The 14,479-nt window shown below is 71.9% G+C and carries 18 protein-coding genes, 1 tRNA gene and 1 pseudogene; 16 read left to right on the top strand and 4 right to left on the bottom strand.

The window, feature by feature from the left end; genetic code table 11:
• Positions 1-389 precede the first annotated feature (389 nt).
• Positions 390-1,346, top strand: a complete 957-nt coding sequence (locus J2S46_RS29550) for a nuclease-related domain-containing protein (RefSeq protein ID WP_191293098.1) — start codon at positions 390-392, stop codon at positions 1,344-1,346.
• A 1-nt stretch (position 1,347) separates the two neighbouring features.
• On the opposite strand, the gene J2S46_RS29545 is transcribed toward J2S46_RS29550, so the two are convergent.
• Entirely contained in the window at positions 1,348-1,827 is a 480-nt protein-coding gene (locus tag J2S46_RS29545) for an NUDIX hydrolase (RefSeq protein ID WP_191293143.1), read from the bottom strand.
• An 18-nt stretch (positions 1,828-1,845) separates the two neighbouring features.
• Between J2S46_RS29545 and J2S46_RS29540 the strand changes: the two genes are divergently transcribed.
• The 15 genes and pseudogenes from J2S46_RS29540 to J2S46_RS29470 all read left to right on the top strand — a co-directional run bounded on the left by J2S46_RS29540 (position 1,846) and on the right by J2S46_RS29470 (position 11,655).
• Positions 1,846-2,622: a GntR family transcriptional regulator gene (locus J2S46_RS29540; RefSeq protein WP_191293099.1), complete on the top strand. Its 777-nt coding sequence runs from the start codon at positions 1,846-1,848 to the stop codon at positions 2,620-2,622.
• 137 nt (positions 2,623-2,759) lie between these two features.
• Positions 2,760-3,107 carry an SCO3933 family regulatory protein gene (locus J2S46_RS29535; protein ID WP_191293100.1) on the top strand — a complete coding sequence of 116 codons (348 nt, stop codon included), beginning with the start codon at positions 2,760-2,762 and terminating at the stop codon, positions 3,105-3,107.
• Positions 3,108-3,112: 5 nt separating this feature from the next.
• Positions 3,113-4,493: pseudogene (locus tag J2S46_RS29530) on the top strand (FtsK/SpoIIIE domain-containing protein).
• 79 nt (positions 4,494-4,572) lie between these two features.
• Positions 4,573-4,698 carry a hypothetical protein gene (locus J2S46_RS29525; protein WP_268255728.1) on the top strand — a complete coding sequence of 42 codons (126 nt, stop codon included), beginning with the start codon at positions 4,573-4,575 and terminating at the stop codon, positions 4,696-4,698.
• 24 nt (positions 4,699-4,722) lie between these two features.
• Positions 4,723-4,902, top strand: a complete 180-nt coding sequence (locus J2S46_RS29520; RefSeq protein ID WP_191293101.1) for a hypothetical protein — start codon at positions 4,723-4,725, stop codon at positions 4,900-4,902.
• Between the two features lie 84 nt (positions 4,903-4,986).
• The gene (locus J2S46_RS29515; RefSeq protein ID WP_191293102.1) at positions 4,987-5,682 is read left to right on the top strand and encodes a DUF2637 domain-containing protein; all 696 of its coding nucleotides are present in this window, start codon (positions 4,987-4,989) and stop codon (positions 5,680-5,682) included.
• A gap of 14 nt (positions 5,683-5,696) precedes the next feature.
• Complete coding sequence (locus J2S46_RS29510; protein WP_191293103.1) at positions 5,697-5,888, top strand: mobile element transfer protein; 192 nt, start codon at positions 5,697-5,699, stop codon at positions 5,886-5,888.
• A 15-nt stretch (positions 5,889-5,903) separates the two neighbouring features.
• On the top strand, positions 5,904-6,092 hold the full coding sequence (locus J2S46_RS29505; RefSeq protein WP_191293104.1) for a hypothetical protein: 189 nt from the start codon (positions 5,904-5,906) through the stop codon (positions 6,090-6,092).
• Positions 6,093-6,106: 14 nt separating this feature from the next.
• A complete protein-coding gene (locus J2S46_RS29500) occupies positions 6,107-6,643 on the top strand; it encodes a DUF6197 family protein (protein ID WP_191293105.1) in 537 nt (178 codons plus the stop codon).
• Positions 6,644-6,723: 80 nt separating this feature from the next.
• A complete protein-coding gene (locus J2S46_RS29495) occupies positions 6,724-7,278 on the top strand; it encodes a GGDEF domain-containing protein (RefSeq protein WP_191293106.1) in 555 nt (184 codons plus the stop codon).
• Between the two features lie 100 nt (positions 7,279-7,378).
• Complete coding sequence (locus tag J2S46_RS29490) at positions 7,379-7,567, top strand: hypothetical protein (RefSeq protein WP_191293107.1); 189 nt, start codon at positions 7,379-7,381, stop codon at positions 7,565-7,567.
• Positions 7,568-7,570: 3 nt separating this feature from the next.
• A complete protein-coding gene (locus tag J2S46_RS29485) occupies positions 7,571-7,741 on the top strand; it encodes a hypothetical protein (RefSeq protein ID WP_191293108.1) in 171 nt (56 codons plus the stop codon).
• A gap of 63 nt (positions 7,742-7,804) precedes the next feature.
• Positions 7,805-8,785, top strand: coding sequence for a DNA cytosine methyltransferase (locus tag J2S46_RS29480; protein WP_191293109.1), 981 nt, complete (start codon positions 7,805-7,807; stop codon positions 8,783-8,785).
• Positions 8,785-10,128, top strand: a complete 1,344-nt coding sequence (locus J2S46_RS29475; protein WP_191293110.1) for a replication initiator — start codon at positions 8,785-8,787, stop codon at positions 10,126-10,128. The genes J2S46_RS29480 and J2S46_RS29475 overlap by 1 nt, the downstream gene beginning before the upstream one ends.
• 246 nt (positions 10,129-10,374) lie before the next feature.
• Complete coding sequence (locus J2S46_RS29470) at positions 10,375-11,655, top strand: tyrosine-type recombinase/integrase (RefSeq protein WP_307351665.1); 1,281 nt, start codon at positions 10,375-10,377, stop codon at positions 11,653-11,655.
• Positions 11,656-11,725: 70 nt separating this feature from the next.
• On the opposite strand, the gene J2S46_RS29465 is transcribed toward J2S46_RS29470, so the two are convergent.
• The 3 genes from J2S46_RS29465 to J2S46_RS29455 form a co-directional block, all read right to left on the bottom strand.
• Positions 11,726-11,799: transfer RNA gene (locus tag J2S46_RS29465), tRNA-Pro, on the bottom strand.
• A 185-nt stretch (positions 11,800-11,984) separates the two neighbouring features.
• The gene (locus tag J2S46_RS29460; protein WP_370882260.1) at positions 11,985-13,295 is read right to left on the bottom strand and encodes an MFS transporter; all 1,311 of its coding nucleotides are present in this window, start codon (positions 13,293-13,295) and stop codon (positions 11,985-11,987) included.
• Positions 13,296-13,539: 244 nt separating this feature from the next.
• Complete coding sequence (locus J2S46_RS29455) at positions 13,540-14,334, bottom strand: DUF1684 domain-containing protein (RefSeq protein WP_191293113.1); 795 nt, start codon at positions 14,332-14,334, stop codon at positions 13,540-13,542.
• Between the last annotated feature and the right edge of the window lie 145 nt (positions 14,335-14,479).

The raw sequence follows: 14,479 nt of genomic DNA, 5'->3' as shown, positions 1-14,479 counted from the left end.
GGGTGTCCGGTCGAGGAGGGGGCCGTCCCGCGACCCACCACGATCACCACATTGACGGTGCACCTTCGCGCCTGCCGGACACCCCCTCCGAGGAGGGCCGGGGTTTGGGGCAGAGCCCCACTTCTCTCTGCCGCCACTCGCGGCACCGCCGGCCGCCGCCGGAGCGGGGCGTAGACAGGAGCGACGGCGAGCGGCCGGGCGAGTGCCGCGCGGCGCTCGGCGCCGCGCCTTGAACCCGTAGAGAAGGTTTTTACGCATCCCTCCTCCCGTCCACGATCCCGGTCCCGCTCCCTTGGGCACCGGCCCTGGCTTGGCTGATCGCGTTCTTGTCATCACCACCTTGGGCGTGCTGATCTCGTATCAGGGGACGCGCGCTTGGAGGGGGCAACATGGAGGAACTGACTGTTGGGCCGTGGCGCAGGGCAGGCAAGGATCGCTTGTACGTCAACCGCCCGGGGGCGAAGGGCGCGTCGGTTGCGTGGCTGGACTGCCAAACGGGCGTGGTGACGATCACCAATTGGGAGTACGAAGCCGCGGCTCTCGCCAAGATCGAGGACTGGTGCCGGACCTGCGGTCGGGCGATTCCGCCGCGAACCGTGAAGCCGAAGGCTGGCACGACACGGCAGCCGGCCCGCCCGCCACAGTCACCATCACAGTCGCCACCACAGCCGGCGGCTCTACCTGTCCTGCCTCCGTTGACCTCTGAGGACGACCTCGCCCGGAACCGCCCCGGTGCTGGCTTGCAGTCGATGATCAGAGCTGACGAGCAGCGTCACAAGTGGCTGGTGCGGGTCGCCGCAAAACTCGTTGGGGACTCGCTGGGGGGCGAGCAGCGACTCAAGGGGCTTGAGGGGGAAGAGATCGTCGGTGGTCTCCTGGAGGGCCTCAAGCCCGCCGGCTGGGAGGTGCTGCACGGTATCCCGCTGCCCACCGGATCAGACATCGATCACGTAGTCATCGGACCGCCGGGCGTCTTCACCGTCAATGCAAAGCACCATCCCGACGCTTCGGTGTGGGTCGGCGACGGTGCAGTGAAGATCAACCGAAGCAGCCACCCCTACCTCCAGAACTCCGAGTTCGAAGCTGATCGCACGGCCCGGCTGCTCTCACAGTGGTGCGGGTTCGACGTCCCCGTTCACCCAGTGATCGCGGTGGTAGGCGCGCGCAAGATCACCCATGGCGCGACCTCCCATCGGGTGGACGTCCTCGACGCCGTGCTGATCGCGACGACCCTCTCAGCCCGGCCAGCTCTCCTGTCCCTGACTCGGCAAGAACAGATCTACCGGGTGGCTCGGCACCGATACGTGTGGAGCCAAATAGGCAAGCGAGGCGCCCGGAGCCGGTGACTCAGCTGGCCTCGGGCAGGTCGATCAGGCTCCGGCCGTCGTGGTTACGAATGTGGGGAACCGCGTTCCCCTGGAGAGCGTCGAGCAGGCGCACCGCGTAGACCTCGCCCATCTGCTCGGCCACTTCTTCCGGTGTCAGCCATGCGACGGCCGTCGACTCCTCGGAAAGCTGTTCGCTCCCACCCTCGGGGTGGCACCGGAAAACCAGGGCGACGACACCCCGGTTCACGTTCTTGTAGACGCCGGTCAGCCGCTCCACGGCGACCTTGATGCCGGTCTCCTCGAATACCTCGCGGCGTACCCCGTCCTCGACGGTCTCCGTCAGCTCAAGTACTCCGCCCGGGGGCTCCCAGGTGCCGTTGTCGGCTCGGCGGATCGCCAGTAGCCGGCCGTCCTCGCGCACCACAGCTCCGGCTACGGACACGGAGTGCAGGGGCGTTGACGTGGCTTGCTGAGCGCTGTTACTCATGTACAGGAGGATAGGAGATAATGCAGGACTATGGCGAGCGACCCGGCCTCGACGGCCAAGCCGAAGTACCTCCAGATCGCAGATGACCTAGCGACACAGATCCGCTCGGGCGTCCTGGCTCCTGGTGATGCAGTACCCAGTGAAGCTGAGCTGATGGAGCGGTACGGCGTCGCTTCCGGCACGGTGCGCAAGGCCGTGGCCGAGCTGCGGACGACGCAGTTGATCGAGACCCACCACGGGCGGGGCTCGTACGTCCGCTCCCGGCCTCCGGTCCAGCGCAAGTCGTCCGACCGCTTCCGGCGGGCTCACCGTCTGGCGGGCAAGGCTGCGTACCTGGCGGAGGCCGAGCAGTCGGGCGGTGTCCCGTCCGTCAACGTGCTCTTCGTCGGTCCGGTGGATGCCCCGGCAGAGATCGCGGAGCGGCTCAACGTTCCGGCCGGCTCGAAGGTCCTCGCGCGAAAGCGCCGGTACTTCCGGGATGGGACGCCAACGGAAGAGGCGACGTCCTACCTGCCGTGGGACGTGGTGAAGGACATCCCGGAGATGTTCGCCGAGAACCCTGGCGGCGGCGGGATCTACGCCCGCCTGGAAGAGCGCGGGCACGTGCTCTCCGAGTTCACTGAGACCGTTCGCGCGCGGCTGGCCACGAAGGCCGAGACGGGCGCACTCGCGCTGAGCCCCGGTGCGCCGGTGATCCATCTCGTCCGGAACGCCACGACCACCGCCGGCATCGTCGTGGAGGTCTGCGACACCGTCATGGCCGCTGACCAGTTCGTTTTGGACTACCGCTTCGCCGCCCGCGACTGACGTCAGATCAACTCCTGCAACCCGCCGCGAGATTCTTCTCGCGGCGGGTTGACTCATGTACAGGAGTGATGCACTCTTCTATCCATCAGCTCATGTACATGAGTGCATGAGATCGACTCCTTTAGAGGAGCTGTACGATGGCTGTCTTCAAGATCGATACTTCGACCGCGTTCGTGTTCGTCGTGGTCCCGCCGGCGCTGAAGCTGGTGAACAAGCAGACGGGCGAGATCGCCATGGACCGGGAGACCGGGGCCCGACTGCTGACCGTGGGCCTGACGATCGCGGACGACGGTGAGGCGAACCTCTACACGGTGACGGTGCCGGAGACCGGCGTTTCGGACGGTCTGGCGGTCGGGATGCCGGTCGCGGTGACCGGCCTCAAGGCCCGGGACTGGGAGAACGAGTTCAACGGCCAGAAGCGGCACGGGATCTCGTTCCGCGCGATGGCAATCACCTCCCTCGTACCGGCCCCGGCGAAGGGCTGAGCGCCGTGTCCGAGCTGCTGACTCTGGCGGAGGTGGCCGGTCCGCTGGCCGCTGTCACCGGTGGCGCCGCGTACGCCCGGGTGAAGGCTCCGGCGGTGTACTGGTCGGCGGTCGGCCTGCCGGCCACGGCGGTCCGGTTCTCCGCGACGTACGGCAGCACCATGGACGCCTGCGGGCTCACGGTGGCGCCGTCGCGGCTGCGGGTGCTGGTCACTCGGGCGACCACCCGCCGGGAGATCCGCCCGGTCCCGCCGAGGATCCGCCGGGTCCGTCCGACCTCGACGGGCCTTCGGGTCCGGCTTCGGCTGGCGCCCGGTCAGGAGCCGGCGGACGTGGCGGCCTCGGCGGAGCGTCTTCGCCACGCCTGGGGCGTCCACGCCGTCCACGTCACCATCGTGAAGCCCGGTGTGGTGGAGCTGCGGATGACCGGCTTCGACGTGCTCCGCAAGGTGCGGATGCCGCGCCGCCTGCCTGCCGGTGACCTGTTGGTGCCGGTCGCGCTGCGGGACGACGGTACGGCCTTCGTCCGGGACTACCGGGCCATCCCGCACTGCCTGACCCTCGGCGCGACGCTGACCGGCAAGTCCGTCTACATGCGCAACCTGATCACCGGTCTCGCCCGGCGCAACGTCGCGCTGGTCGGCATCGACTGCAAGCTCGGCGTCGAACAGGCACCCTTCGCCCCGCGGCTGTCCGCGCTGGCCACCGACCCGCAGCAGGCGAGTGCCCTGCTGGATCGGCTGGTCGAGGAGATGGAGGCCCGCTACGACCTGATCCGCGACCACCAAGGCGTACCGGGTTCGGTGGCGGACGAGGAGATCACCTCGGACGTGTGGGGGCTGCCGGCGAAGCTGCGGCCGGTGCCGCTGGTCCTGATCGTGGACGAGGTCGCGGAGCTGTTCCTCGTCGCGACCCGCAAGGACGAGGACCGGCGGGACCACATGGTCACCCAGCTGATCCGCCTCGCCCAACTGGGCCGCGCCGCCGGGATGTTCCTGGAGGTCTGCGGCCAGCGCTTCGGCTCGGAGCTGGGCAAGGGCGCCACGATGCTCCGCGCTCAGCTCACCGGCCGCGTCGTCCACCGGGTCAACGACAAGCCGACCGCCGAGATGGGGCTCGGCGACATCTCCCCGGAGGCGGTCCTCGCCGCCACGCAGATCGCCCCCGAGATGCCCGGCGTGGCGGTGGCCGGCGACTCCTCCGGCGGCTGGTCCCGCATCCGCACCCCCCCACCTGTCCCTCGCCGACGCCGCCCGCGTCTGCCGCGAAACCGCGCACCTGACGCCCGACCTGCCCGCCCTCGCGGCCTTCCGGCCCGCCGTCGCGACCGTGCCCGCCCCGGCCGGCGGCCCGTCCCTGGTCAAGCCCCGCCCCGTCACGAACTGACCCACCCCGCCCCCGGCCGGCGCCGCCGCTCTGGCGCCACGTCCCTACCCCGCCATGCCCGACCCCGGAAGGAACACCCGTGAGCGACCCGCAGAACAACGACCAGCAGCAGGACCCGCAGGGCGACACCCACGGCGACCGGTGCTACGGCGCCCACCGGGACCCGGACGGCGAGTACCGCGACTGCGACGGCCGCCTCATCTGACCACCGCCCACACGAGGAGTGCCTGTGCCCGCCACCCGCAAGCGCCCTGCCCGCGCCCCCGCCCTGCCGAAGTGCCCGGCCTGTGCCGGTGCGGGCTGGGTCAAGGAGACCCACACCGTCGGCCGGGGCAAGAAGGCCCGTCCCGCCGGTGAGGTCGAGGTCCTGTGCCCGACCTGCCTCGGCTCCGGCACCACCGCCCAGTAACCCCCTGATCGCCGGCACCGGGCGCACGCCCGCCCCTGGCCCGCCCGGTGCTGGCCCCAACCACTTGGAAGGAGGACCCATCCGATGCGCCTGCTCCGCCCGGACGCCGTGCTCGTGCAAGCCGCCATCGCCGGCGCCCTGTCCTTCGCCCACCTCCACGACCTCGCCGCCGCAGCCGGACAGAACGGCTGGAAGGCCTGGGCCTACCCCGTCTCCGTCGACCTGCTGCTCGTCGCCGCCTGGCACCGCATGCGGACCCTGCGCGCCGCTGGCACCCCGGCCCCGGCCGCCTGGACCTGGTTCGCCATCGCCCTGACCGCCTCCCTCGGCGCGAACGTCGCCACCGCCGGACTCCTCGACCTCGGCCACGTCCCGCCGTGGCTGCGGATCCTCGTCGCCGGCTGGCCCGCCCTCGCCTTCTTCGGCGGCACCCTCCTCGCCCACACCACCACCGCCACCGACCGTCCCGCGCAACCCGAGACCACCCCGGAGGCGGACCTGCCGCCCTACAAGCCCGCGCCGCCAGTCGCCCCGGTGATCGAGCCCGAACCGCCGGCCGTCAAAGCCCCCGAAACGGTCCCGGCTCTTCCGCCCGCCCCGACACCCGTCCCGGTCCCGGCTCCGCCGGTGGCGGTGCCCGCCGCCCTGATCGACCACGCCCGCAAGGTCGCCGACGACCACCACGCCCGCACCGGCACCCCGATCGACCCGGACACCCTGCGCGTCCGCCTCGGCGTCCCCGCGCACTTCGCCGACGCCATCGCCGCCCAACTCACCTGACCGGAGGAACCGCCGTGCCCCGCCCGATCCGCCCCCGCAACAGCATCCGCATCGGCCCCGTCCAGGTCGCCAGCTACTACGACGGCCGGGGCCGTGAGAAGCACACCGCCGTCTGCACCGCCCCGCGCTGCGGCTTCTCCGCCGACTACGACTCCCGCCCCGCCGCCGAGATCGCCGCCCGCACCCACCGCTGCACCGTCCGCTGACAGGAGACCCCTCCCGTGAACGTCACCCTGCCCCTGGTCGTCGTCCTCGGCGCCGCCACCTGGACCGCCGTCAAGCTCCTCGGCATCCGCCTGTGGGTCGCCGCCCTCATCGCCCTCTTCGGCTTCTACCTCGCCGGCACCTTCCTCGCCCCCGTCATCGAGGAAACCACCCGATCCGGCGTCAACGCCGTCACCACGAAGTGAACGGAGCACCCGCCATGACCACCGACCTCCTGACGCTCCCTCCGCTCCGCCTCACCCCGGACGCCTCCGGCCTGATCGCCGAGATCGAGGCCTACCTCGCCTCCCTCCCCACCCCGGCCCGCCGCACCGTCCCGTACGTCTGCCCGCTCGGCTCCACCGTCCAGCCCTGGAACGCCGGCCACCCCGTGCCGCACCCGACCCTGCTCGACCGGCTCGCCCGCCGCCCGGCCCGACCCGTCCCGGTGACCGCCGCCGATCACCTGCTGCTCGCCTCCCGCTACATCGCCGCCTTCGGCTGGGTGCAGGGCGCCCTGTGGGACACCTCCGGCCGGGTCTGCCTCCTCGGCGCACAGGCCGCCGTCCTCGCCCATGGCTACGGCACCCCGGGCACCGTCACCACCGCCCGCGTCCAGGTGATGGAGATCCTGCACGCCACCGGACGCCCGGTCAGCTCCCTGGACGACTACAACGACCGCCCCACCACCCGGCAGGCGGACATTCACCAGCTGCTCGACCGGGCCTCGGCCCGCGCGCTCTCCCTCGGTCTCTGACCGGCCCCCGGGGCGGCCCGACACCGCCAAGCATCCCGCCGCCCCCGGGGCCGCAACCCGCACCGGAAGGACCTCGCACCATGGACCTCGCCCCGATCCTCGCCGCCGCCGGCGTCCCCCTGGTCGGCTGGAGCACCCACGGAACCTGGCTTTACCGCCGCCTCGCCACCGCCCGCCGCGACCCGCTCACCGGCCTGCACACCCGCGACGGCTTCACCGCCCGCGCCGAGCGCCTGATCCGCTCCCACCCCGAGCGCACCACGGTCCTGCTCGTGGACCTGGACGACTTCAAAGCCGTCAACGACACCCACGGCCACGCCGCCGGCGACACCGTCCTTGCGACCACCGCGAACCGGCTCTCCACCTGGTGCGCGCCCCACGGCCTCGCCGCCCGCCTCGGCGGGGACGAATTCGCCGTCGTTGTCCTGGACGCCACCGCCGACCGCCTGGAACAGCTCAACGCTGCTCTTACAAAGCAGATGTTGCTGGTTGACCAGCAGATCCCCGTCGGCGCCTCCGTCGGCGTCTGCCACCTCGCGAACCTTCCGGTCCCCTCACTCACGGACGCGCTCGCCGCCGCCGACCGCGACATGTACTCCCACAAGCCCGACGGCCGGACCTCCCGCCGCCGCTAGCAAGACCGGTCCCCGGGGCGGCTCGACACCGCCAAGCATCCCGCCGCCCCGGAGACCGCAACCCCTCCCCGAACCGAAGCCCACGAAGGAGACCTTCATCATGCCCCAGCACACCCACGCCCAGACCCGGATCTGCCCCGACTGCTCCGGCTTCGCCGCCGTGGCCATCGCCACCGGCCTGCGCCTGAGCGACGGCACCCGCCACACCGTCCCGGTCACCTGCCCCACCTGCCACGGCACCGGCACCGTCCTGCGGCTCCTGGCCACCGCCGGCGCCCGGACGGCCTGACCGATGGCCCTCCTCGACTGGCGCGACTCCCGCCACTGGTCCCCGAAACCGGAACCCTGCGGCGTCTGCGAGAAGCACACCAACCTGCGCTCCGACCGGGGCAAGCCCGTCCACAAGGTGTGCGCCGAGCAGTGGATCGACCAGCACCCCAAGCCCACCAACGACCGGTCCTGACCAGCCGGCCCCGGAGTCACCCAGCGCCCGACTCCGGGGCCCTCCCCGAAGGGAGGAACCGCCGTGAACCGCCACATCATCGACCTGTTCGCCGGCCCCGGCGGCTGGTCCGAAGCACTCCGCCGACTCGGCCACACCGACACAGGCCTCGAACTCGACCCCGCCGCCTGCGCCACCCGCGCCGCCGCCGGCCACTGCACCGTCCGCGCGGACGTCGCCGCCTTCCCCACCGCCCAGCTCCGCGGCAAGGTCTCCGGCCTCATCGGCTCCCCGCCCTGCCAGACCTTCTCCGCCGCCGGACTCCAGGCCGGGGCCGATGACATCGCCCTGTGCCACCAGGCCCTGGACGACCTCGCCGCCGGCCACGACACCCGCACCGCCCTGCGCGCCGCCTGTACCGACCCCCGCTCCCTGCTCGTGGTCGAACCCCTGCGCTTCGCCCTCGACACCCGCCCCGACTGGATCGCCCTGGAGGAAGTACCCGCCGTGGAGCCCCTCTTCGCCCACACCGCCCGCATCCTGCGAACCATCGGCTACTCGACCTGGGTCGGCATCCTCAACGCCGCCGACCACGGCATCCCCCAGACCCGCCGCCGCACCCTCCTCATCGCCTCCCGCACCCGACAGACCGCCCCGCCCACACCCACCCACGCCAAGACCCCCGAACCGGACACCCTCTTCGGCCCCGGCCGCGCCCCCTGGGTCACCATGGCCGACGCCCTCGCCCTGCCCTCCGGCGACATCGTCACCCGCGGCGAGCACCGCACCGGCGGCAACCGCTTCACCACCACCGGCCCCAGTTGGGCCCTCACCGGTCGCGCCCGCTCCTGGACCCTGCGCACCGGCGACCTGCCCGGCGACCGCCGCGAACTCGACATCGCCGAAGCCTCCGTCCTCCAGGACTTCCCCGCCCACTACCCCTGGCAGGGCTCGCGGACCAAGCAGTTCGAACAGATCGGCAACGCCGTCCCCCCGGGCCTCGCCGCAGCCGTCCTCGGCAGCGTCCTGGAGCCCGCCCGTATGCCCCGGGCGGTGGCCGCCTGATGACCACCACCGCGCCGCCCCCGGTCGCTGACCTGCTCAGCATCGCCCAACTCGGTACCATGCCCGCCCTCATGCGCCAGCTCTCCGGACTCGCCGGCTGCACCACCCCCATCCGCCTCGACGGCTGGCGCACCGAGATCAACGAGACCACCGGGCAGGTCCTGCACCACCTCGAATCCGCCGACCTGCCCGCCGGCAACCTCCTGATCCGCTGCGGCAACCGGCGCGTCACCCGCTGCCCGTCCTGCGCCGAGACCTACCGCCGCGACACCTACCACCTGATCACCGCCGGACTCACCGGCGGCAAAGGCACCCCCGAGACGGTCGCCACCCACCCCCGGGTCTTCGCCACCTTCACCGCCCCCAGCTTCGGCCCCGTCCACAACCGCCCCACCGCCGGCCGCTGCCGCTGCGGCACCACCCACCCCACCGGCGACCCGCTGCTCGGCACGCCCCTCAACCCAGACACCTACGACTACGAAGCCGCCGTCCTCTGGAACGCCCACGCCGGGAAGATCTGGGCCCGCTTCTCCATCCACCTGCGCCGCGAAGTCGCCAAACGGGCGGGCCTGACCCAGCGGGAGTTCAAGGACTTCGCCCGGATCTCCTTCGGCAAGGTCGCCGAGTACCAGAAACGCGGCGCCATCCACTTCCACGCCGTCATCCGCCTCGACGGCCCCGACGGCGGCGACACACCCCCGCCGGCCTGGGCGTCCGCCGAACTGCTCACCGACGCGATCCGCGCCGCCGCCCGCCGCACCGAGATCCCCGGCCCCCTCCGGGGCGGCCGGGAGCACCGCTTCGCCTTCGGCACCCAACTCGACATCCGCACCATCCGAAGCGCCGACTTCACCGGCCCCGTGCAGATCACCGAACGGGCCGTCGCCGCCTACATCGCCAAGTACGCGACCAAGGGAGCCGAGACCGCCACCGGCGCCCTCGACCGCCCCGTTCGCTTCCTCGCCGAGATCGGACACCTCGACATCCCCGACCACGCCCGCCGCCTCATCCGCACCTGCTGGACCCTCGGCACCGACCCCGAACTGGAAGACCTCCGGCTGCGGGCCTGGGCCCACATGCTCGGCTTCCGCGGCCACTTCTCCACCAAGACCCGCAAGTACTCCACCACCCTCGGCGCCCTCCGCAACGCCCGCGCCGCCTGGCGCCGAGCCCAGACTCTCGAACACCTCAACGGCCCCGACACCCCCGACACCGAGGAGGAGACCACCCTCGTCCTCGCCCACTGGGTATTCGCCGGCATCGGCCTCACCCCCGGCGAGACCTGGCTCACCGCCGCACTACAACCCGCACCCGGAACGGAAGGAGAACCCACCAATGCCTGAGACTCTGCTGACAGTTGCGCAAGTCGCCGAGCTTCTTGAATCGGTCAGTCGCTCAGGACCGCCCTCGAAGAACGATGCTTCTGGCCTCTTGGACGGAGGGTGGTTCTCGACCGAGGACGTGGCCGCCGTCATAGGGGTGGATCCGTCGACGCTGAGGCGCTGGCGAACGTCGACTCCCCCGCAGGGCCCGCCCTTCGTGCGGCTCACGTCGCGGGTCACCATGTACAGCGTGCCGGACGTCCATGCTTGGCTGCGATCGCGTCGCGTCGACCCGTCGCAGGCGGCGTGATGGCTGAACACTTCCTCCCCCTCGGCATCAAGTTGTCGTCGGACGTGGAACACCGGCCCGACCGGGCAACGCCCTTCCGTGCCCGCGTGCGGTGGACCGATCCTCGGACGAAGAAGCGGCCGTCCCGTTCCGAGGCGTTCGAGACCGAAGAGGACGCGCTCGGCTGGATCGAGCGGATGCGGAAGGCCGCTTCCCGTGGCATCGACCCGGCCGCGGCCACGATGACGTTGGCCGAGTACGGCAATGCCAACTGGGAGTTGGCGATGCGGGGCCTTGAGCCCAAGACCCTGGACCCGTACCGGGCCGGCTGGCGGCTGCGCGTGGTGCCGGCCCTCGGTCACCTTGGTGTCGCCACCATCACGAACGGCCTGGCCGACCGCGCGGTTTACGGATGGATCGCGGACGAGTGCAGCAGATCCACCGTGAAGTCGAGCCTCGCGGTGATGGTCCGGGTCATGGAACAGGCGGTCCGGGACGGCCTCATGGACGTCAACCCGGCCCGGGTGGTCGGTTGGCAGCAGGAGTACAAGCGGGCCGAGGACGAGTTGGACAACCCTCGCTCTCTCGCGCTGCGCAACTGGGCGGCCCTGGATCAACTCGCCACGGCCTTGGTCGAACGGTCCGCCGACCAGTACCCGGGGTGGGGCGACGTCGTGAGGTTCGCGGCCTGCACCGCCACACGCATCGGGGAAGTCTCCGGCGTCCGCGCCAAGGACATCAACCGGACGACCTGGATGTGGGACCTCTGCCGGCAGACCACACCCGGCCCCGGCGGGCTGTTGGACAAGGGCACCAAGGGCAAGCGCCGGAGGACAGTCCCGCTCATCCCCGAGATCCGCGCACTGGTGGAACAGCGCCTCGACGCCGTCGGACACGACCCGATGGCCAGGCTGTTCACCGGTCCACGGGGCGGGCGGATCACCACTGCTGTCCTTCGCGACGCGACGCACTGGGACGAGGTGGTGCTTCGGCTCGGGTACGAGTACCTGCGCCGCCACGACCTCCGGCACACCGGGCTCACGTGGATGGCTGATGCCGGGGTCCCGCTGCATGTCCTGCGGAAGATCGCTGGGCATGGATCGCTCACCACAACGCAGCGGTACCTGCATCCCGATCTGCAGTCGATCGAGCTGGCGGGCCAAGCGCTGAGCGCGCACCTCGCGGCCGGCCGGGAGACGGTTGGTCCCCAGCTGGTCCCCACGGAGCCGGGCGCGCGGCGCCTTCGCCTCGTCAGGTGAACATCGGCATCAACGCGAAGAAGCCCGCTGACCTGGATATATCCAGATCGGCGGGCTTCCGACATCACTGTCGGGACGACAGGATTTGAACCTGCGACCCCTTGACCCCCAGTCAAGTGCGCTACCAAGCTGCGCCACGTCCCGTGGTCTCGGATCCTCGTCGCCGGGCCTTGCGGTTCGGCTTCTCGGTTTCTCGACCTTGTCCCCGGTGACCCGGTGACGTGGAAAACAATACAGCACGTGGAGGGGTGCTCGCTGCCAGGTTTCCGGGGGCGGCGTGGCTGGTGGGAGCGGGGGTCTGCCGGGGGCGGGTGACGGGGTGGTGCAGGTCAGGGGGTGGGGTGGCGGGCGTCGTAGCGGAGGAAGGCCGGGCGGCGGGCGGCGAGCAGGAGGATGGCGGCCACGCAGGCGAGGCCGCCGGTGACGACGGAGACCGCGGGTGAGGTCAGGGAGGCGACGGCGCCGGATTCGAAGTCGCCCAGGCGGGGGCCGCCGGCGACGACCACGATGAAGATGCCCTGGAGGCGGCCGCGCATCTCGTCCGGGGCGGCGACCTGCATCATCGTGTTGCGGAAGATCATGCTGACGGTGTCGGCGCAGCCTGCCAGGGCGAGCATGAAGAGGCCGAGCCAGAGGTTGTGGAGCAGGCCGAAGGCCGCGATGGCCAGGCCCCAGGCGGCGACGGCGGCCAGGACGGCGGCGCCCTGGCGGTGGACCCGGCTGATCCAGCCGGAGAACAGGGCGCCGATCAGGGCGCCGACCGCCGGGGCGGAGACCAGCAGGCCGACCGTGCGGGCGTCGCCGCCGTAGAAGCCGACGGCGATGGCGGGGAAGAGGGCGCGCGGCATGCCGAAGATCATGGCGGCCAGGTCGGCCAGGAAGCTGGTGCGCAGGTTGGGCTGTTCCCGGAGGAAGCGCAGTCCGTCCAGGACGGAGGCGCGGCCCTTGCGTTCGCCGAGCGGGCGCATCGCGGGCAGCCGCCACATCGCGTAGAGGGTGGCGGCGAAGGCGACGGTGTCGACCAGGTAGGCGGCCTGGGCGCCGTAGGCGCCGATCAGGACGCCGCCGATCATCGGGCCGACGGTGAGGCCGAGGTTCATGCTCACCGTGTTGAGGGCGTTGGCGGCCGGCAGCTGATGGGTCGGTACCAGCCGGGGGACCATCGCGGAGCGGGCGGGCGAGCTGATCGCGAAGAATCCGGCCTGGACGGCCACGGCCGCGTACAGGACCAGGACCTGTCCGAGGTCGGCGAGCGCCTGGCCGGCCAGGACGGCGGAGACCATGGCCAGGCCGGCCGCGCCGATCAGGCCGAGGCGGCGGCGGTCGACGGTGTCGGCGATCGCCCCGCCGTACAGGCCGAAGGCGACCAGGGGGAACAGCGAGCAGAGTCCGACCAGGCCGGTGGCGAAGCTGGATCCGGTGAGGTCGTAGACCTGGACGGAGACCGCGACGGCCGTCATCTGCTGGCCGATGGAGGAGACGGCCTGGCCGAACCAGAGGCGGCGGTAGTCGGCGTTCTCCCGCAGCGGGCTCAGGTCGGCGAAGGCGCCGCGCGCGGCTCGGCGGTACCAGGGCGCGGCGCCGGCGGGTCCGGCGGGCACCGCGGTGACGGAGTCCTGGACGACGGGCCCGGCGGTCACGGGGTGGTCGGGGGCCGGGTCGCCGCCCGGGGCGTCGGGCCGGGACCGGCCGGCTGATGGGCTGGGGGATTGCGTCGGGGACTCGCCCGCTGGGGATTGATTCGTCGGCACAGCATTCATCGTCGACTGCCTGTTCGAACCGCCGTCCACCGGGGTGGGTGGCGGCCCGCCCGGGGACGGCCCCCGGCAGCCGTGAACCGGCGAGGACCTTCCGTAGGGAACGGCGGGCGAGGGGCGGGGCCGGCTAGCGCGTCAGGACGTGCTTCTCCCCCGCCTCCACCGCGATGGCGAAGCGGTTGCCCGGCGGCGGGAAGGGGCAGATGAAGTGGTCCGCGAAGGCGCAGGGCGGCAGGTGGGCCCGGTTGAGGTCGAGCACGGTGCGGCCGTCCGCGTCGGGGGCGGGGAGGGTGATGAAGCGGAAGCGGTAGGTGTCCTTGTCGCTCGTCGCGTCGGCGATGACCCCGCTGAGTCCGGCGCCGGAGCGGCTGACCGTCAGGGTGTGGTGCTCGCCGGCCAGGGTGAAGGTGATCCGGCCGGTCACGGTCAGCGGCCGCTCCCGGCCGTCGGCGTTCGGCACCACCAGCGGGCGCTCGGCCTCGAAGGGGGTGAAGACCGCCGGGACGGCCCACTCGGGCGAGTACGGGTAGGCGGCGATGCCCGCGAACGCGAGGCGCGCCGGCGCGGCCGGGTCGAACACCCGCAGGGCGATCTCCCCCTCGCGCTCGATCGGGACGAGGCGCAGGTCGCCGAGGACGGCGGTGTCGGCCGCCGGGTCGGTGTCGGGGCGGAGCAGCACCTCGCCGTCCACCGGGGCGTCCGGGCTGCCCCTGCCGTCGAGCACGATGCCGTCCTGGGCCTTGGCGCGCAGCCGGACGCCTTCGGTGTCGCTCCACCAGAGACCGGGCAGGCCGGGTACGGCGCCTGGATCCGGCTCCAGCCAGTGCGTTCCCGTGAGCGCGAGCTGGCCGTGCGGCGAACTCACCGTTGCCGCTCGGCCGTCGCTCCAGTGCTTCCACGCCTCTGCGGCAGTCTCGGTCATCGAAACGCTCCAGTCCGACAGGCACCGGCTCACCCGGTCTCAACACCCTCAACGCTCGGTCCGGGGGCGGAACATTCCCCGCAGGTCAGCCATGCCCCGCCGGCGGGCCCACCCCGGGCGGGTGCCGGCGGGTCGGCCGGCCGGG

Origin of the sequence: Kitasatospora herbaricolor (assembly GCF_030813695.1) — a bacterium.
In the GTDB taxonomy this organism is placed as follows: domain Bacteria; phylum Actinomycetota; class Actinomycetes; order Streptomycetales; family Streptomycetaceae; genus Kitasatospora; species Kitasatospora herbaricolor.
Note: the sequence above shows the minus strand (reverse complement) of the source record. Positions and strands in the feature narration are given on the sequence as shown.